At 45.1% G+C, this 17896-nt stretch carries 16 protein-coding genes; 9 read left to right on the top strand and 7 right to left on the bottom strand.

Going from position 1 to position 17896, the window contains the following annotated elements; genetic code table 11:
* Positions 1-104: 104 nt before the first annotated feature.
* From ACM0P2_RS08605 to ACM0P2_RS08595, 3 genes are all read left to right on the top strand, one after another.
* The gene (locus tag ACM0P2_RS08605; protein WP_159117364.1) at positions 105-1676 is read left to right on the top strand and encodes a sensor histidine kinase; all 1572 of its coding nucleotides are present in this window, start codon (positions 105-107) and stop codon (positions 1674-1676) included.
* Positions 1677-1718: 42 nt separating this feature from the next.
* The gene (locus tag ACM0P2_RS08600; protein ID WP_159117363.1) at positions 1719-2408 is read left to right on the top strand and encodes a response regulator transcription factor; all 690 of its coding nucleotides are present in this window, start codon (positions 1719-1721) and stop codon (positions 2406-2408) included.
* A gap of 175 nt (positions 2409-2583) precedes the next feature.
* Positions 2584-3408, top strand: coding sequence for a haloacid dehalogenase type II (locus tag ACM0P2_RS08595; RefSeq protein WP_159117362.1), 825 nt, complete (start codon positions 2584-2586; stop codon positions 3406-3408).
* Positions 3409-3553: 145 nt separating this feature from the next.
* Here ACM0P2_RS08595 and ACM0P2_RS08590 read toward each other — a convergent pair whose 3' ends face one another.
* Both ACM0P2_RS08590 and ACM0P2_RS08585 read right to left on the bottom strand, forming a co-directional pair.
* Positions 3554-4018, bottom strand: a complete 465-nt coding sequence (locus tag ACM0P2_RS08590; RefSeq protein WP_173358767.1) for a GNAT family N-acetyltransferase — start codon at positions 4016-4018, stop codon at positions 3554-3556.
* A gap of 229 nt (positions 4019-4247) precedes the next feature.
* Positions 4248-5156 (bottom strand): LysR family transcriptional regulator, encoded by a 909-nt coding sequence (locus ACM0P2_RS08585; protein WP_236547030.1) that lies wholly within the window; start codon positions 5154-5156, stop codon positions 4248-4250.
* A gap of 142 nt (positions 5157-5298) precedes the next feature.
* Here ACM0P2_RS08585 and ACM0P2_RS08580 point away from each other — a divergent pair, with 142 nt between their 5' ends.
* From ACM0P2_RS08580 to ACM0P2_RS08565, 4 genes are all read left to right on the top strand, one after another.
* Positions 5299-5760 (top strand): DUF1348 family protein, encoded by a 462-nt coding sequence (locus tag ACM0P2_RS08580; RefSeq protein ID WP_419227579.1) that lies wholly within the window; start codon positions 5299-5301, stop codon positions 5758-5760.
* Positions 5761-5812: 52 nt separating this feature from the next.
* On the top strand, positions 5813-6475 hold the full coding sequence (locus ACM0P2_RS08575) for a glutathione S-transferase family protein (protein ID WP_419227578.1): 663 nt from the start codon (positions 5813-5815) through the stop codon (positions 6473-6475).
* Positions 6476-6484: 9 nt separating this feature from the next.
* Positions 6485-7522: a pyridoxamine 5'-phosphate oxidase family protein gene (locus ACM0P2_RS08570; RefSeq protein WP_419227577.1), complete on the top strand. Its 1038-nt coding sequence runs from the start codon at positions 6485-6487 to the stop codon at positions 7520-7522.
* Between the two features lie 130 nt (positions 7523-7652).
* The gene (locus tag ACM0P2_RS08565) at positions 7653-9977 is read left to right on the top strand and encodes an FdhF/YdeP family oxidoreductase (protein ID WP_159117359.1); all 2325 of its coding nucleotides are present in this window, start codon (positions 7653-7655) and stop codon (positions 9975-9977) included.
* 1 nt (position 9978) lies between these two features.
* On the opposite strand, the gene fdhD is transcribed toward ACM0P2_RS08565, so the two are convergent.
* The 3 genes from fdhD to ACM0P2_RS08550 all read right to left on the bottom strand — a co-directional run bounded on the left by fdhD (position 9979) and on the right by ACM0P2_RS08550 (position 12349).
* On the bottom strand, positions 9979-10797 hold the full coding sequence (gene fdhD / locus ACM0P2_RS08560; protein ID WP_159117358.1) for a formate dehydrogenase accessory sulfurtransferase FdhD: 819 nt from the start codon (positions 10795-10797) through the stop codon (positions 9979-9981).
* A 64-nt stretch (positions 10798-10861) separates the two neighbouring features.
* The gene (gene mobA / locus ACM0P2_RS08555; RefSeq protein ID WP_236547029.1) at positions 10862-11461 is read right to left on the bottom strand and encodes a molybdenum cofactor guanylyltransferase; all 600 of its coding nucleotides are present in this window, start codon (positions 11459-11461) and stop codon (positions 10862-10864) included.
* A gap of 72 nt (positions 11462-11533) precedes the next feature.
* Positions 11534-12349: a leishmanolysin-related zinc metalloendopeptidase gene (locus tag ACM0P2_RS08550; protein WP_159117356.1), complete on the bottom strand. Its 816-nt coding sequence runs from the start codon at positions 12347-12349 to the stop codon at positions 11534-11536.
* Positions 12350-12352: 3 nt separating this feature from the next.
* Here ACM0P2_RS08550 and ACM0P2_RS08545 point away from each other — a divergent pair, with 3 nt between their 5' ends.
* Positions 12353-12532, top strand: a complete 180-nt coding sequence (locus tag ACM0P2_RS08545; protein ID WP_419227576.1) for a hypothetical protein — start codon at positions 12353-12355, stop codon at positions 12530-12532.
* 283 nt (positions 12533-12815) lie between these two features.
* On the opposite strand, the gene ACM0P2_RS08540 is transcribed toward ACM0P2_RS08545, so the two are convergent.
* On the bottom strand, positions 12816-13367 hold the full coding sequence (locus ACM0P2_RS08540) for a DUF2058 domain-containing protein (protein WP_159117355.1): 552 nt from the start codon (positions 13365-13367) through the stop codon (positions 12816-12818).
* A 131-nt stretch (positions 13368-13498) separates the two neighbouring features.
* A complete protein-coding gene (gene topA / locus ACM0P2_RS08535) occupies positions 13499-16159 on the bottom strand; it encodes a type I DNA topoisomerase (RefSeq protein WP_159117354.1) in 2661 nt (886 codons plus the stop codon).
* Between the two features lie 396 nt (positions 16160-16555).
* Between topA and astB the strand changes: the two genes are divergently transcribed.
* Positions 16556-17896, top strand: a complete 1341-nt coding sequence (gene astB / locus ACM0P2_RS08530; RefSeq protein WP_173358772.1) for an N-succinylarginine dihydrolase — start codon at positions 16556-16558, stop codon at positions 17894-17896.

Genomic DNA, 17896 nt, shown 5'->3' with positions numbered 1-17896 from the left:
ACAGCACGCATTTCCGCCCTACGTTGAACCTCAAATAGCGCTAATTTTGCACCGTTACATACAGTTGTGCGTATATACAAGTAAATATATATAACGCACTTATCATGTATAAACGCAAACTTTACCTATTCGGCCTGCTTTCAACGTTTATTTTGCTGATCGCATTAGCAAGCGCGGCAATATCTGCTCATTTGACCCGAACTAATTTGGCACAAGCCCAACTTGCTCAGTCACTATTATCAGAACATCAACAGCTCTCCAGTATTTCTTACCGCTTGTTTAAGCAACTTACCGACGAGCTCATTTTCGGTAAAAATGCTAATCAGGCAAAGGTAAGAAACAAACAGCAACAGATTGAAAATTCACTAAACCGTATTAAATCACTGGAACTCGATCAGCGCGAGGCACTGGGTGTTGAAGCGACTCTCGGTAGTGTAGAAGACACCGATGAACTAGAGACACTTATTCAAAGCATTGTAGAGGAATTCAGGGCAATTGCGCTTAGCAACGACAACACTCCGCTTAATCAACAGGAAAGGTTACAAACCCTGCTTGAGGTAACCATCGACAATCAGTTTAGAGAAGCCATCAACTCTGCGGTAAATCGCCAAACAGGCGTGGTTTCACGTATCAATGCAAGTATTGAAACGCTCAACACCAGCATTGTGTGGTTTACGATTAGCTTAGGGCTCATCACCTGCCCATTCATTTTGCTCGGCTGTTATTGGCTTTTTAACGCACTTTATCAACCGCTTACTGTTATACGCACAGGTACCGATGCCATTGCATCGGGTAATTACCATTATCGGCTGCCGGAAACCTTGGATGGCGAATTCACTGATCTAGTGAAAGCTCTCAACTCAATGATAGTAAGGCTTCAAGAGCACGAAGACCAGGCTGATGCCCACCGAAAACATCTAGAGTTTGAAGTTGAAAGTCGAACACGAGCGCTCAAAGAGGCCAATGACAAATTAACCCAGCTAGACACTAAACGCCGCCAGTTCATGGCTGATGTTAGTCATGAATTACGCACGCCGCTTACTATCATTCGCGGAGAGGCGCAGGTAACGTTACGCCAAGCTGCAGCAACCAATGAAATTTACAAAGAAACCCTAGAGACCATCCTTGAGCAAGCCGTGAACTTGAGTAAGCTTGTCGATGACCTTCTGCTGCTGGCACGTGCTGAAATGCACGAATTCACCGTAGATCTAGTGAAATCAGACTTACACGGCCTGCTTACTCAAAACATGCACTTATGGCAAAAACTCACAAAGCCCAGAACCTTTGATTTGCAGTGGCTTGCCAACATGAACCTTAACGTGCTGATCGATAAAGACCGAATATTGCAGGTGTTGACCATCCTTATCGAAAACGCACACAAATATTCTTATGCCGATGCCCTTATAACACTTAAGGTTGAGAATGTTGGCTCTACTATCATGGTCTCCGTAATCGACACGGGAGATGGCATTTCATCAAGCGATTTACAACATGTCTTCGAGCGTTTTGTTCGACTAAAACGCAAAGGCAATGGTATGGGGCTAGGCCTGTCTATCGCTAGAGCAATAGCAGAGGCCCACAATGGTACCCTTTCAGCTCAATCGACGTTGGGTAAAGGGTCGCAATTTACGCTCACGCTACCTGTATTGGATGACCAAAACACCCCGTCAGCGTAAACCGTCTAGAATAATTTTCGAACCTTTAGGATTATAAAAACCATGAAAATTCTTATTGCTGATGACGAAGCCCCGCTATTGCGCTTTCTGTCCCGAGGTTTGAGCGCCGAAGGTTTCGAGTGTGTCGAGGAATCAGCGCTACATAATTTAGTGACGCGAATTCGTCATGAATCCCCCTCTATCATTGTGCTCGATAGAATGTTCGGTGACGAAGACAGTGTGGAATTGCTACCCGCTATAAAATCATTACCAAACGCCCCTATGGTGTTACTTTTAACTGCTGTAGATGAAGTACGCGAACGGGTAAACGGTTTAAAGCAAGGGGCCGACGACTATCTGTGTAAACCCTTTGACTTTGATGAGTTACTGGCCCGTATAACAGCCCTTGGTCGCAGGGTAACAAATGCACCGGCGTCAAATGAGGGGCTTTCCGTTGGTCCATTATTTATTGATGACGAGTCGAGGATAGCCACCTTGAACGACGTGGAGATATCCCTCACTAAACTGGAATACGATGTGCTCTATTATTTTGCCGAAAATGCAGAAAAGGTGTTGTCTCGAGAGCGTATTTTAAGTCGAGTATGGCGAAGTCATGCCGACCCGCTTACCAATGTTGTCGACGTATACATCAGCCGATTAAGACAAAAACTTCAGGCAAGCAATAGCATTGTAATTGAGACATTACGCGGAAATGGCTATCGCCTTACAATTAAGCACACTGGCAAAGAGTAAATGCGCGAAACTAAATAATAGGTTGCACCTTTCCCAGCACTGGAAACATGCAGCCTCTTACCACGATTACAACCCCATAAATCAGTAAATTCATCACAGGTTCTATTGCTTTCTTTATTGATTAGAACTAACTTGAACACTCGTTCAAATGGCATCTTAATTACTAAGGATAATGATGACTCGATTTCTTTCTAAACAGATCCCCACGTTTCTGTGCGCCACCTCTCTAGTTTTAAGCGTGGTATCCGCTCAATTGTCTGCACAAACCCATGAAAGTCGACATTCTCAGCAAGAACCAAATTCACAGGTGACAAGTAAATTAAAGGCACCAAAAATTATCTTTTTCGATGTCAATGAGACCTTACTCGACCTGACCGCCATGCGCGGCTCGGTAGGTGAAGCCTTAGGCGGTCGAGATGATTTGTTGCCACTGTGGTTCTCTACCATGTTGCATCACTCACTGGTGGATTCAACCACCGGTCGCTTTCATACCTTCGGAGAAGTTGGCGTTGCCTCACTGTTGATGGTCGCAGAAATTGAAGGGATCGAATTGACCAAAGCGCAAGCCAAAACGGCAATCGTCACGCCGCTTAGAAGCCTTCCGCCCCACCCTGACGTGCGCGATGGCTTGCAAGCACTTAAAGACAAGGGCTATAAACTGGTGAGCCTTACCAACTCATCTAATCAGGGTGTTTATACCCAATTTAAAAACGCTGATCTTTTGTCTTATTTTGATGAACGACTCAGTGTAGAAGACATTAATCTCTACAAGCCCGATACACGTACGTACGAGTGGGCTATTAAAAAAATGGGGATAGCACCAGAAGACGCTATGTTAGTGGCGGCCCACGGCTGGGATATTGCTGGTGCTAAACAAGCGGGCTGGCAAGCGGCGTTCATTGCACGTCCCGGTAAGGTACTTTACCCGTTAGCAATAGCGCCTGACACTGTTGTAAGCGGGCTAGATGAACTGGTCTCTCAATTACCCGATGCCAAATAATCGTTAGGGTTGATGGTATGTAGGTGCCACATAAAAGCACTGTTTATTGGCTTGCACGGGAGAGCAGGTTAGCTTAATGCTCAGGCTAAACGCCTGAGCCAAAGCTAAAAGTTATGCCAATCGATTTTTCGAGATAGGCACTTAGCTACGACCTCGCCATGCCAGCTCTTTTCATATCAATGTGAGGAATATCGTCTTCCAAATACATCGTCGAGGTGGCTTCAAACCCAAAACTTTCATAAAAACGTTTTAAGTACTCCTGCGCGCCAATTTCAATATCACAGCCCGGCCATAGTGCCTCACAATGTTTGATGGCTTCGCGCATAAGGGCCTTGCCCGCTCCCTTCCCTCTGAACGCCTCGCTGGTAGCAACACGGCCAATACTTACCGATGGATAACTTACGCCTTCGCTAAGTAATCGTGCACACGCTACTAATCGGTTGTCTTGAAACCCCATCAAGTGACGGGTTTGCGGATGGCGGTCTTTTTCATCAAGCTCAGGGTAAGCACAGTTTTGCTCAACAACAAAAACATCCACACGCAGCTTGAGCAAGTCGAAGAGTTGATTATTAGTCAGTTCACTAAATGTGAGTGATTGCCAAGAAACCATGTTGCCTCCATGGATTTTATTATTAACGTTTGAATAGTGCCTTTAACAGATCCTATCAAAGATACTGACTTTATGATGCCAATTTCAGCATGCACATTTAAGAGCTTAGCGACGATAACGATTGGTTTAGTGTAACGCAGTCCATTTAACTCAAAATGCCCTTTATATTTATGCTACACGGGTAAACAGCCTGAGCACAACGCTCGTAGACCATGGCATTCTGGATTAATCAAGTCTTGAGGTTTAGATACTCGTTGTTCACCAACCCAGCCTTTACATAGTCGATGAACATTTTGACCTTAGTCAGGTTTTTACGCCCTTCAACACTTACCACCTGTATAGGTAGTTTTTTGTCTTCCACATCCTCTAACAGACTGACCAGTTCACCACTTTTGAGCGCTTCGGCTACTTGGTAGGACATCAGCCGCACCACACCTAGGCCTTGTATCGCAGCATTAATCGCGGCGCGATTTTGATTAGATTGAAAACGAGGCGTGAGCTTAATAGCAATAGGTCTGCCGTTTTGGTGATACGTCCATACTGCTGGCTCGTTAAAGCGCGTAGGATACAGCACGCTGTGCTGTTTTAAGTCTTCTGGCTTTTTTATAGCCGGATTACTTGCCAAGTAACTAGGCGCCGCACAGGTTACACGCCGTACGTAACCTACTGTAACTCCGTAAAGTGAAGAGTCTTTGGGGCTACCTATACGTATTGCTAAATCAATATTGCTATCGATTAAGTTTACCACATCGTCATGAAAATGACCGTTAACCCTTATATCGGGATAGTCCTTAAGGAATTGGGATATAATGGGCGTTACATAACGTTCACCGAACAAAATTGGCGCCGTGACATTAAGCTCACCTCTGGGCACCAAGTCAATTCCAGACACAGCAGCTTCACTTTGCTCAATATCTGCCAGTATACGTGAAACATGAACAAGGTAATGTTCACCAACTTCGCTCAATTTCACTTGCCGCGTTGTGCGATGAAAAAGCCGAGTATTTAACTGTGCCTCCAAATGCGCAATACAGCGAGTAACCGCGGGTGCTGACATCGACATCGTGTCTGCAGCACCTACAAAGCTTCCCGACTTAGCAACCTCTGCAAATACTCGCATGCACAAAAGCTTGTCCATATTATTCCATTTAATGAAATTATAAATTTCAAAAATAACCAATTATTAAAAAAAAGGAAAGTATTAGTATCACTATCAGTTTTTACATATTTCTTTCTGGCTGTCGTTTTAAAAGGCGGCCCAACATTAACAGGAGATAATTATGAGACCGCCCCTTCCACCATTTTCACTTGAAACCGCAGCGCAAAAAGTGCGCCTTGCTGAAGACGCTTGGAACAGTAAAGACCCGGTAAAAGTTGCAGGTGCTTATACCTTTGACTGTAGCTGGCGTAACCGCGCAGAGTTCATTGAAGGGAGAGCTCAAATAGTAAGTTTTTTAACGCGAAAGTGGAATAAAGAGCTCAACTATAAATTAGTAAAAGAGCTATGGGCCTTCAACGAGAACCGCATAGCGGCGCGCTTTGCGTACGAATATAAAGATGATTCCGGACAATGGTATAGAGCTTACGGTAATGAAAATTGGCAGTTCAACTCTGAGGGTCTTATGGAAAAACGTATTGCCAGTATTAACGAACACCCTATTGCAGAAAGTGACCGAAAGTTCACTTGGGATGGAGAACGACGTCCTGACGACTACCCCTCTCTGTCCGAGTTTGAGCTTTAAGCATTGTTAATAACATCAATCATTTAACCATTTTTACAGTAAGGAAAAATTCGTGACGAACTCAACAAGTAAAGTTATGCCTAAAAGCCCTATTACTTTGATTCAAAACCCTAAGTCTGGCCACTGTCATAAAGTGTCGCTATTTATGGCGCTTAACGCCATTCCCTATGCCACCATTGAACCTGATATGGCCAGTGGCGAGCACAAGAGTGAGCGCTTTAGTGCACTTAATGTGTTCAAACAAGTCCCCGTGATAACAGACGGCGATATCACCTTGGCTGACTCTAATGCCATTTTAATTTATTTGATCCACGCATACGCAGACAGTGACTATTGGCTAGGAAAGGACGCTAAAGAAAAAGCGCTGATTCAACGCTGGCTCTCTGTCTCAGCAGGTGAACTTGCTAAAGGGCCGGCCGCCGCCCGATTAGAATACATATTTGGCGCAACCATCCATGTTCCTACTGTTCTTGCCACCAGCGCTACATTGCTTGAAAACATGGAAGCACATTTATCAAATTCGAAAAGTACATTTTTAGTAGGTGATCACATCACCGCAGCAGACATCGCTATGTATTCGTACATGGCTCACGCCCCTGAAGGTGGTATATCACTGGATAAGTACCCTCACATAACTGAGTGGCTAAGGGCCATCGAGGGTCTAAACGGTTTTGTTTCAATGCCATCATCAGATATTGCCCCAGCTCGAAATTAAGAGGTTGTTATGTCACTACCTAGGCTATCGTCAATAAACCCTGCGTTTCACCACGGTGAAATCGCTCTGCAAAAGAAGCTGGGTATTGATAAGGAAATAGGCGAGCGAACCAATGGTTTTATCCGTAGCTACATGCCAGAGCAACACAGGCAGTTCTTTACTTCCTGTCCGTTCACCGTCTTAGCCTTAGTAGATGACGAAGGCTACCCTATAGCCCTGCCAATTTGGGGAGGGGATGACTTAATTGAAAGCCCCTCTCCGACTCAGTTAAGGTTCCACCTGCCCGATGAAGTCTTAGACATGATACGAAACGCATTAAACTTAGATGTGATGGCAGGAAGCAAAATCGGCATAGTCGGGATTGAATATGCTACAAGGCGCAGAAATCGATTAAACGGTACAATAAGCCACGCAACTGATGGAAACCTAACAATATTGGTAGATCAAAGTTTCGGAAACTGCCCTCAGTATATTCATAAACGAAACACGACAAAAAAGCGACGGCTTGCCATAGACGGACAGTTAGAGAATAGCATGTCTGACAACGTCAATATGACTACTACCACTACACATACAATTAACGCCAGAGTACGCTCAATAATAGAAAGAGCCGAAACCTTTTTTATTGCTTCACGACATAATTCTCTGGGACAAGAGGCAAACGAAGGATTGGATGTTTCTCACAGAGGAGGGAACCCCGGCTTTATTAACGTGAAGGGAAATACAATAACCTTCCCTGACTTCAGCGGTAATAAGTTCTTTAATACTTTGGGCAACATCTTGTTAGATCCTCATGTAGGTATACTATTTTGGGACAATGAAACAGGTGATCTTTTTTTCGTCAAAGCAAAAGCTAAAGTAGAACCGACCGAATCTAAAGTTACTGTGTTTAGAGAGACTGGGGTTAAAGGGGCTGCCTTTAAAGGCGCAGAGCGTTTTGTGTCTTTATCGGTAATATCGGTTACACACATCAAGGGAATATACCCTTACTCCCATAAAATAACGGACATGTCTCCCTATGCTCTTCAGACTGGCGACTGGAAATAAGCGTTTAATTGATGAACCCTATAATTTAGTCGGCGTAATTAATTGGAACACCATTTAAAAATAGTTAAGGTGTTTTGCTACTAGGTCTTATATACATGAGCAAACACCCGCGCGGGCACAGGGGCAAAATATGAGTGATAAGCGCAACATCAAAACTTACGATAAACCCGCTGGCGGATGGGGCGCTTTGAAAAGTGTTACCCAAAGCTGGATCCAAAGCGAAAAGCCGCTTAAAAATTTGCGGGCCATGCTCAAAACCAACCAAGACAAAGGGTTTGACTGTCCTGGCTGTGCGTGGGGTGAATCACCGGAAAGTGGTTTAGTGAAGTTTTGCGAAAATGGCGCTAAAGCAGTGAACTGGGAGTCTACCGGTCGCTATGTTGACCCTGCGTTTTTCTCAGACCACTCAGTAAATTCGCTAAAGAAACACACTGACTATTGGCTGGAGTCACAAGGCAGACTCACCCACCCTATGCGCTTCAATGCTAAGACTGATCATTATGAACCCGTATCATGGGACGATGCCTTTGCGCTCATCGCTAAACACCTAAATGATTTACCCTCCCCTCATCAGGCCGAGTTTTACACCTCTGGACGAGCGAGTAACGAAGCTGCCTACCTGTACCAGCTATTTGTACGCGCATATGGCACCAACAATTTTCCCGATTGTTCAAATATGTGCCATGAAGCATCAGGCCAAGGCATGAAACCAACTATAGGTGTAGGTAAAGGCACGGTCACCTTCAATGATTTTGAAAAGGCCGATACCCTATTCGTAATAGGTCAAAACCCAGGAACTAACCACCCTCGCATGCTAGAGCCACTGCGTGACGCTGTTCGCCGAGGTGCTCAAGTTGTTTGCTTTAACCCGCTTAAAGAGAGGGGTTTAGAGCGCTTTCAACACCCTCAACATCCTATCGAAATGATCACCAATGGTTCTACGCCGACAAATACAGCTTACTTCAGACCGTCACTTGGTGGCGATATGGCAGTGATGCGCGGCATCGCTAAGTGGCTAATAACGTGGGATGACGAAGCAAAAGCGAACGGCGAGCCATTGGTATTAGACCATGACTTTATCCAAACTCACACAAGTGGGTTAGACGATTACTTAACTGCGGTTAAGGCTACCAGTTGGGAGCAGATTGAAGCGCAATCAGGTCTTTCAAAAGACGAGATACAACATGCTGCTATGATGTACAAGCGCGGTGAACGGGTCATCATGTGCTGGGCCATGGGGATCACACAGCACAAACACTCTGTCGCGACGGTACAGGAAATAGTAAACGTGCAGTTATTACGAGGCAACGTAGGTAAGCCTGGTGCAGGGCTTTCTCCCGTTCGCGGTCACAGCAATGTACAGGGCGATAGAACCGTAGGTATTAACGAGGCGCCGCCAGAAGCATTGCTCGACGCGCTGGAAAACAGATTTAATTTTAAGGTACCGAGAGAAAGAGGTCACAACACTATTCAAGCCATTCAGGCTATGGAAAGTGGTGAATCAAAGGTATTCATTGGTTTAGGCGGTAATTTTGCCCAAGCCACACCGGATACCCTCCGAACTCATGCTGCTTTGTCGAAGTGCAATTTGACTGTACATATTGCGACAAAGCTTAATCGCTCTCACCTCACAACGGGAAAAGATGCCCTAATTCTGCCCTGCTTAGGCAGAACGGAAATTGATATGCAGGCAAATGGACAGCAAGGTGTAACAGTAGAGGACACCTTTTCAATGGTCCATCTCTCTTATGGTCAACTCCCCCCTAGTTCAGAAATGTTGCGTTCAGAGCCAGCCATTATTGCGGGTATAGCGAAAGCCACGCTTGGCAATACTCCCGTAGACTGGGACTTCTTAGTTAGCGACTACGGCAATATTCGCGAGCTTATTGCTGATACTATTGACGGCTTTGAAGACTTTAATAAAAAAGTGTCTCAGCCTGGTGGCTTTCATCTAGGTAATACAGCAAGTGAGAGACGTTGGTTAACACCTTCGGGTAAGGCAGAATTTGCCACAAATACATTGCCAGCGTCTTTGTTGAACTCCGAAATAATAGCAAGAGGCGAAAAGCCTGACCTCATACTGCAAACGCTACGCTCCCACGACCAATACAACACCACCATTTACGGCATGGACGATAGGTACAGAAATGTGTTTGGTGCGAGAGACGTGCTGTTTGTAAATGAAAGTGATATAAAAAAGCTTGGCTTTAAAGACGGGGAGAAAGTGGATATTACGTCGTTGTGGAACGATGGTCGAACCCGTCAAATAAAACAGTTTATGCTGGTGGCTTATGATATTCCTGAGGGGCAAGCTGCTGCATATTATCCTGAAACAAATCCCCTTGTACCCCTTGATAGTTACGGAGACGGCACCTTTACCCCGACGTCAAAGTTTATTGCTATCAAACTGACTAAATCTAAATCTGATGGGCGTATTCCGATTTCTTCAACGTAAACTAAGGCGCGCCTGGCACGAATGCTCGGGGAGCATCGTACTTGGGCACATGGATAAGGGTTACACCATGTCGGTTCGCCCATTTTACTGAAAGAGCCGTTGGTGCAGACAGTGTTACTAACAACGCAAGCCTTGCTCTAATTGCTTTTTGAACAAGCTCAAGGCTGCAACGGCTAGTTAAAACCGCAATGTTCTCGGTATTGTAATAACCCTTCGATGCAATAGCCCCAATAAGCTTATCAAAGGCATTATGCCGCCCTATGTCTTCTCTACATGCTATGACATTTCGATCTTTATCAAAATATAAAGCCGCATGAACAGCGCCACTTTTTTGGGCGAGGCGCTGAGATTTTTCTATAGCAATTCGCAAGCCTTCAAACCAGTTAGCAGGAGGCAATGCTACGATGTCCACAGGTACCAGTGCCGGTAGTGCATTTTCGAGCGCTTCAATACCGCATAAACCACAGCCTGACGCACCAGTTAGCTGACGCTTCTTTTCTTTTAATTTCCAAAACGCCTTATTTGCTATTTCGACTTCAGCGTTAATATGCTCTTGATGATAAGACACTTCGATATTATAAATCTGCCTGGTGTGCTCAATAATGTCATTGGACAAGCTAAAGCCAATAATAAAATCCTCGATATCGTAAGGAGTCACTAACATTACCGCGTAATTTATGCCGTTATAGCTAATACTAAGCGCAACTTCTTCAGCAAGTATAAACCCTTCGCTATCTGCGCTATCTTGAATAATCACGGCTTGCGTTTTTTCAGCGCGTTCTCCTTTGTTTTCATTCTTATTTTCGTTTTTTACGGCCATAGATGCCCTGACATGTTGAGCTAAAATTTTTTTTGTTGAGGATTTTCTTGTTGACACTTTTCGCTCACAAAGAAGGATGTGGTTTGTTTGTAGGCCAATCGTTTGGTGTATTAACATTAAGCCATTGCGCTTCATTTTCAACACTTGATGAAGAAAGCGCTAACGCATTTACGTGCTCTAGAAAACCAATAACTCGTCTTTTACCTTGGTTAACAAGATAATCATTTAACGCCTCTTGTGTGTTGCTGCTAATCGGTAAATAAAAAGGGAGAAAGCGGTTTTCGACGAAACAAGCCCGTTCATTTTGCCTTCCTAGTGAAACTAATTGATTAAGTAACTGTGATGTCATTTTAGGCATATCGACTGGCAAAACCAAAAGTTCGCGCTTAAGCGCTTCCTCTTCCCCATTTTTCATGGTTTTGCATGGCGCGCTTTTTAATATTTCACAAACAGCGGCGTGCACACCTCCAAGTGGCCCAGCGTTTTCAATTTTATCAATGACGTACCCCGCTTCATTACGACTTACTAGTACGCTTTTACACCCCGCGGCCTCAAGCAGATGCGAAGCGTGTGTTATCAAAGTACGCCCTTGAAATTGCATCAGCGCTTTGTCCTTCCCCATGCGTCGAGATGCACCACCTGCTAGCACAACCCCATATAACATACCTATCTCCATTTTCTTGGGTTATAAAGAATTTCGTCTTTGAAATAAATTATAGGGCGCGCTTAATGCAAATTAAACGTAGTTGAAAAAGCGCCGCTGCCTTCCTGAGTTACTCCTCATAGCCACTAACCCCACAGAAAAGAGAAATATCCAAACCGTCGCGGCCTCACTTACAGCATGAGTTACTGTGGTGTAATAACCAATATCAGCAAACGACGCCACTGTGGTGTCACTTAAGGTAATTGGATACGGCCCCAAATATCCGGTCATTAAGTCCGATGAACCACCAGGCCAAGGTTCGTCCCAATGACTGTTGGCAGTGCCCGCTCCGCCACCAAGTTCGACTGGGATAAATTCAGCGTTTTCAACAAACTCACGGCGATAAATTTCTAAAGCATATTCTCCAGTATAGCGCCCAGACCCATTTACATAGTTCGACTGACTACCCGCGATAAAAAAGTCTGTCGTCCAGAGCGTTCCAAACCCTATCACATGGGCCATTTCGTGAACGATAACGTCAAAAAGCCGGCCACGATTTTCGAGGCTACTCAAATCAGCGCTATCAAACCGCATCCGTCCTCTATTTGCATAAACGAAAGGACTATCGCCTAATTGTGTTATTGCAGTAGGTCCAGCTTGACCAAGGATCCCCCCCGTCCCATCAATGGATACGCCGCTCGCGTCAATAAGAATACTATGATCAAATGTGCTTTGAACCCCTGTAAGATATGATTCCCAATATTCTATAGCATCATTAAAAATACTTGATTGTGATGGTGTTAATCCGCCCAGGTTATTGATTGAAATACTAAATAAACCTGCTTTTGCAGAAGTAGAAAAGAATAGAGCAAAAGTAATAGCTAACACTAATTTAGCTGCGCCGCCCATAGTATGACTCCTGAATCAGCAAACGTGAAGATGTACAATACCAATCCGCATAGAAAAGTGCCCACTCAGAAGGCGCTGGCAAGTTTCCTAGCGAAGCGTGGGAATGCAGGAATGGCTGCTCCCTTTCAAATTCCCAGATTAAAGCTAGGAAGCTTGCCAGACCTTCCCGAAGGGCGAGTTTAAAATGTCCGTACTCTTTGTTGTGTTACCTTGATGTAGAACCACTATACCTGCGGTAACACGCCGCGATTACGAACATTTTAACTCTCGCTGAGTGGGTAATTATCTATGCGGACTGGTATAACTATAGTTCAAGAATGTTTAAGCAGCTTGCATTGTTCAGTTTTAAATTACTTGAAAAATCATAACATCAGAAGGATAAATGACGAGCGCTAATTGCGAAAAACATAGGTAAGCCAACGCAACCCTGTAAAATTAGTGCTGCGTCGACGCTATTAGAAGTGGACTACCAAGTTAAATCGTCAGGAATTTCGTAGTCAGCATACCAATCATCTTCAGCCTCATCTTTACCGTCAGTGCCGCTTTTATCTAGATCAGCCCGATAAATGACTGACGCTTCGTCACGCTGAGCAATTTTGTCAGCAACAGGCATGGGGACGAGCTCATAGGCATCGTCTAACAAGACAATAGCCAAGCGACCTTTGGTCACTTGCTTGTGAATGGACTCGCTCACATACATACGCTTTACCACGTTATCGTGAGTAAAGTTCAAAATAACGTCACCGTTTCTGGGTTGTTTATTCGCTGTGATCAGCTGTCTAACTTGGGCCACAATTGAGCGCTTCTCACGCTCTTGCTGCTGCATTTGATTTAACTCACGAGAGCGCGCTTTTTTCTCTTCGGCAGCCTGTTGAGCCGCTAAGGTTGCTTCATCAAGTACCGGCTGTTTCTGTTTATTTTTTTGCTTTTGCTTCTTGCGCTTGTCTGCACGAGCTTGCTTTGCAGAACTTTTATCCGCCAAACCGGCTTTTAAAAGTTGGTCTTGTAAAGAGGACATAATCAACTCTCATTAATAGATATCTAAATTTCACGTCTAAACGCATCAAAATAATGGCTAATACGTAATAAGCCCGAAAAATTCGGGCTCATATTTTACGCTTGAGGCAATGCATTTACCTTAACTATGCGTTACTTTTTCTTGGCTTTTGACTTAGCCGCCGGTGCTTTCGTCGCCTGTTCTTGCCATTTCCCGTTGTCGTACCAGGCTGACCATCCTGTTGCCTTACCGCTGTCATTTTCAGACATTACGTATTGCTGCTTGGTCTTTCTGCTGTAGCGTACTATTGCAGGGTTTCCGTCCGGATCTGTTTTTGGTGCATCAGCAAGATAATAGAACTTCGGCGAAATTCTGTCTCTAAACCGTGCAAGTTCTTCCACTTTCGGCGCACGAGTCTCTCGCGACTTAGGGAAGTTATGGGCCGCCAAGAAAATGCCTGAAGCGCCATCACGTAACATAAAGTGGGCGTCTGACTTTTCACATGGAAGCTCAGGCAAATCCACTGGATCTTCTTTCGGAGGCGCAGCTTCGCCGTTTCTAAGCAGCTTGCGGGTGTTTTTACACTCTTCGTTAGTACAGCCAAAATACTTACCGAATCGCCCGTTTTTAAGCTCCATATCGCTGCCGCATTTGTCACACTCGATAATGGGGCCGTCATAGCCTTTTATCTTAAATGTGCCCGTTTCAACCAAGGTGCCATCACACGTGGGCGTGTTACCGCATACGTGAAGCTTACGGGTTTCATCTACTAAGTAACTATCCATAGCCGTACCGCACTTCGGGCAACGCTTTTTAGAGCGAAGCGCTTCTGTTTCAAGCTCTTCCTCGTCGTCCACCTTCACCACTTCATCGCCAGGCGTTAAATTCATGGTGTTTGTGCAGCGCTCTTTAGGCGGCAGATTGTAACCTGAACAACCCAGGAACACGCCCGTCGATGCGGTTCTTACGTTCATTTCTCGACCGCATTTGTCACAATCTATACCCGCAGGTATCGCCTGATTTAGGCGCATACCGCCTTCTTCCGGGTCTTTCTCAGCGTTTAACAGCTTACCGTAGAAGCCACTGTAGAATTCGTTGAGTACGTCTTTCCAGTCCTTGTTGCCTTCAGCAATATCATCGAGATGTTGCTCCATGTTGGCAGTGAAGTCGTAGCTCATCAAATCATCGAAGTTTTCCATCAGACGATCGTTAACAATCTCCCCCATCTTCTCGGCATAGAAACGTTTGTTTTCCAAACGCACATAACCACGGTCTTGTATGGTAGAGATGATACTTGCATACGTTGAAGGACGGCCAATGCCTCGTTTTTCAAGCTCTTTAACCAAAGACGCTTCGTTAAATCGAGCCACTGGTTTTGTGAAATGCTGCTTAGGATCTAGTGCTTTCAAGTCAAGCACATCGCCTTTCTGCACATCTGGCAACATTAGTTCTTCATCGCCTTTTTTGCGAAGCTGTGGCTGCACACGAGTCCAACCATCAAACTTAAGCACGCGACCTTTCGCGGTAAGCTCATAGTCGCCTGCCGCAACTTTAATGGTGGTAGCGTCATATTTTGCCGGTGTCATTTGGCAAGCCAAAAACTGACGCCATATAAGTTCGTACAAACGCTGCGCATCGCGTTCCATATCACCTAGGCTCGCCGCACTGATATTTACGTTAGAAGGACGAATAGCTTCGTGCGCTTCCTGTGCGCCTTCTTTGCTGCCATAGCGAATTGGTGAATCTGGCAGATATTTATCGCCAAACTTATCTGTAATATACGCTCTTGCGCTTTCAACCGCCTCTTGACTCAGGTTAGTCGAGTCAGTACGCATGTAAGTGATGTAACCCGCCTCGTAAAGGCGCTGCGCCATCATCATGGTTTTCTTAACACCAAAACCTAGTCGAGTACTTGCTGCCTGCTGCAGTGTTGACGTAATAAACGGCGCTGACGGACGGCTCTGCGTTGGCTTAGATTCGCGGCTTTCTACCGTGAATTTTGCATTTTCTAAATCAGCCAATGCCTTGTCGGCTTGCGCTTTATTTTTTGGTTTGAAGCCGTCGCCCTGATACTTGGCAACAAGCATGCGAAGTGCCGCTTTTTCCTGACTGGTTAGATCAGCGTGAACATCCCAGAACTCTTCTGGAACGAAAGCTTTTATCTCTCGTTCGCGCTCTACCACTAATCGCACGGCGACCGATTGAACACGGCCAGCTGAAAGACCGCGAGCAATCTTCTTCCACAGTAATGGCGACACCATAAAGCCCACTACGCGGTCTAAGAATCGACGAGCCTGCTGTGCGTTTACACGAGAAATATTTAACTCGCCTGGCGCTGAGAATGCATCCTGAATAGCGTTTTTAGTGATCTCGTTAAACACCACTCGCTGATACGTTTTGCCTTTAGTGCCAAGCAGCTCTTGTAGATGCCATGCAATTGCTTCTCCCTCGCGATCCAAATCGGTTGCGAGATAGATAGTATCGGCGTCTTTAGCAAGCTTTTTAAGTTCGTTTACAACCTTTTCTTTACCTTGCAGCACTTGGTAGTGGGCCTTCCAGTCTTTCTCTGGATCCACGCCCATCCTGTCTACAAGCTTTAAATATTCGTGGCGGCGTAGGTATTCTTGACGCGCTTCTTCGCTTAAAGTTTTGAGTTCTTTAGCCGGTTTTTTAGGCTCTACTTTGCCTAACGCCTTCGTCGGAAGATCTCGCACGTGGCCAACCGAACTTTTTACGATAAAATCTTTACCAAGATATTTATTTATCGTTTTTGCTTTGGCTGGTGACTCGACTATGACCAGTGATTTTGCCATATAATTGAACTAAACCTATTGATTTTTAATGACTATTTACGTCAAATTCTGAAAATTGGAGCAACCTTGCACTATATATAGGGTACCCGCTCTTTTTTAACATATATCTACAAAGTGAATGGAAAACAAGATCTTCTTCATACTTATTCTTTCCATCGCTCTAATTGCACGCAGATTCTGTACGTTAAATAACCACCACGATTGGCATTGGCTTTAAAAGCCGTATAATGCGAGCCATTCCAACCTAGCCTGACAACGTTTTCAGGTAATAAGAAGTGTATCGTTTTACTCTCTACTGCGAGCTCTAATGTGACCGATGATGAAAAAATCAAGGTCGCACGAGGATTAAAGGTAGCATATGAGTCAACCGGTAACACACCTAGAATGAGGGAAAGTATGAAGCAGTTTGAAGTTAACTTTGACGGTCTAGTAGGCCCCACCCACAACTATGCCGGTTTATCCTTCGGCAATGTTGCTTCACTGAATAATGCCAATGCGGTAAGCAGCCCAAAACAAGCTGCAAAGCAAGGTTTGGCTAAAGCCAAAGCCCTTGCCGACATGGGCATGATGCAAGGTGTCTTAGCGCCACAAGAGCGTCCAGATATTGCGGCACTTCGTCGTTTAGGCTTTACGGGGAGTGATGCAAGAGTACTAGAAAGCGCTGCAAAGCAGTCTCGCGAGATTTTTCTTGCCTGCTGCTCTGCTAGTAGCATGTGGACTGCAAATGCCGCTACTGTGTCTCCTAGCGCCGATACAGCCGATGGACGTGTTCACTTTACCCCTGCAAATTTGACCAACAAGTTTCATCGCTCTCTAGAGCCCCAAGTTACGGGAAACATTCTGCGCGGTACCTTTGCCAATGAAAAGTACTTTGCCCATCACCAGCACCTTCCTGACAATGAGCATTTTGGTGACGAGGGCGCTGCAAACCATACTCGCCTTTGCAGCAACTATGGCCAAGCGGGCGTAGAGCTGTTTGTTTATGGCCGTCATGCGTTTGATACCAGCAAACCTGCACCGACAAAATACCCTGCTCGCCAAACGCTAGAGGCTTGCCAGGCTGTTGCACGTTTACACGGTCTTGACGACGACGGTGTAGTTTACATGCAACAAAACCCTGACGTTATTGACCAGGGTGTATTTCACAATGATGTTATCGCGGTAGGTAATCAGAATGTGTTGTTTTTCCACGAACAGGCTTTTTTCCAAAAAGAAGCGGGCCTAAAGGAACTTCAGGCAAAATTTGGTGATGAACCATTGCATTTCATTGAGGTGCCAACGGATGAAGTCTCAGTATTAGATGCGGTTAAAACCTACTTGTTTAATACGCAAATCATAACGCTTCCCAGTGGCGATATGACCATTATCGCGCCAACGGAGTGTCAGGAAAACGAAGCGGTTAGTCGCTATCTGGACAAACTGGTTACATTGGGAACACCAATTAAATCTGTAAACTATTTCGATGTGAAACAGAGCATGCGTAACGGTGGCGGCCCTGCTTGCTTGCGCTTGCGCGTTGCGATGAACGATCAAGAGCTTGCTGCGGTAAACCAAAATACGTTAATTAACGATACGCAGTTCGCACGCTTAAACGCGTGGGTAGATAAACACTATCGTGATGAACTTACCGAAAATGATTTGCGTGACCCGCAGTTGCTTGTTGAATCTCGCACAGCGCTTGATGAGTTGACTCAGATTCTTAAAATTGGATCTGTTTATCCTTTTCAGCAGGGGTAA

It is taken from the genome of Alteromonas sp. OM2203, assembly GCF_048517045.1.
GTDB lineage: Bacteria > Pseudomonadota > Gammaproteobacteria > Enterobacterales > Alteromonadaceae > Alteromonas > Alteromonas gracilis.
This window is presented reverse-complemented; position numbering and strand designations above follow the sequence as displayed.

Coding starts and splice junctions, on each gene's coding strand:
- ACM0P2_RS08600 (WP_159117363.1), top strand. CDS start 1,719: ATGAAAATTCTTATTGCTGATGACGAAGCCCCGCTATTGCGCTTTCTG.
- topA (WP_159117354.1), bottom strand. CDS start 16,159: ATGGCAAAATCACTGGTCATAGTCGAGTCACCAGCCAAAGCAAAAACG.
- ACM0P2_RS08540 (WP_159117355.1), bottom strand. CDS start 13,367: ATGTCCTCTTTACAAGACCAACTTTTAAAAGCCGGTTTGGCGGATAAA.
- ACM0P2_RS08580 (WP_419227579.1), top strand. CDS start 5,299: ATGAGACCGCCCCTTCCACCATTTTCACTTGAAACCGCAGCGCAAAAA.
- fdhD (WP_159117358.1), bottom strand. CDS start 10,797: ATGGCCGTAAAAAACGAAAATAAGAATGAAAACAAAGGAGAACGCGCT.
- astB (WP_173358772.1), top strand. CDS start 16,556: ATGAAGCAGTTTGAAGTTAACTTTGACGGTCTAGTAGGCCCCACCCAC.
- mobA (WP_236547029.1), bottom strand. CDS start 11,461: ATGTTATATGGGGTTGTGCTAGCAGGTGGTGCATCTCGACGCATGGGG.
- ACM0P2_RS08570 (WP_419227577.1), top strand. CDS start 6,485: ATGTCACTACCTAGGCTATCGTCAATAAACCCTGCGTTTCACCACGGT.
- ACM0P2_RS08590 (WP_173358767.1), bottom strand. CDS start 4,018: ATGGTTTCTTGGCAATCACTCACATTTAGTGAACTGACTAATAATCAA.
- ACM0P2_RS08565 (WP_159117359.1), top strand. CDS start 7,653: ATGAGTGATAAGCGCAACATCAAAACTTACGATAAACCCGCTGGCGGA.
- ACM0P2_RS08550 (WP_159117356.1), bottom strand. CDS start 12,349: ATGGGCGGCGCAGCTAAATTAGTGTTAGCTATTACTTTTGCTCTATTC.
- ACM0P2_RS08585 (WP_236547030.1), bottom strand. CDS start 5,156: ATGGACAAGCTTTTGTGCATGCGAGTATTTGCAGAGGTTGCTAAGTCG.
- ACM0P2_RS08545 (WP_419227576.1), top strand. CDS start 12,353: ATGACTCCTGAATCAGCAAACGTGAAGATGTACAATACCAATCCGCAT.
- ACM0P2_RS08605 (WP_159117364.1), top strand. CDS start 105: ATGTATAAACGCAAACTTTACCTATTCGGCCTGCTTTCAACGTTTATT.
- ACM0P2_RS08595 (WP_159117362.1), top strand. CDS start 2,584: ATGACTCGATTTCTTTCTAAACAGATCCCCACGTTTCTGTGCGCCACC.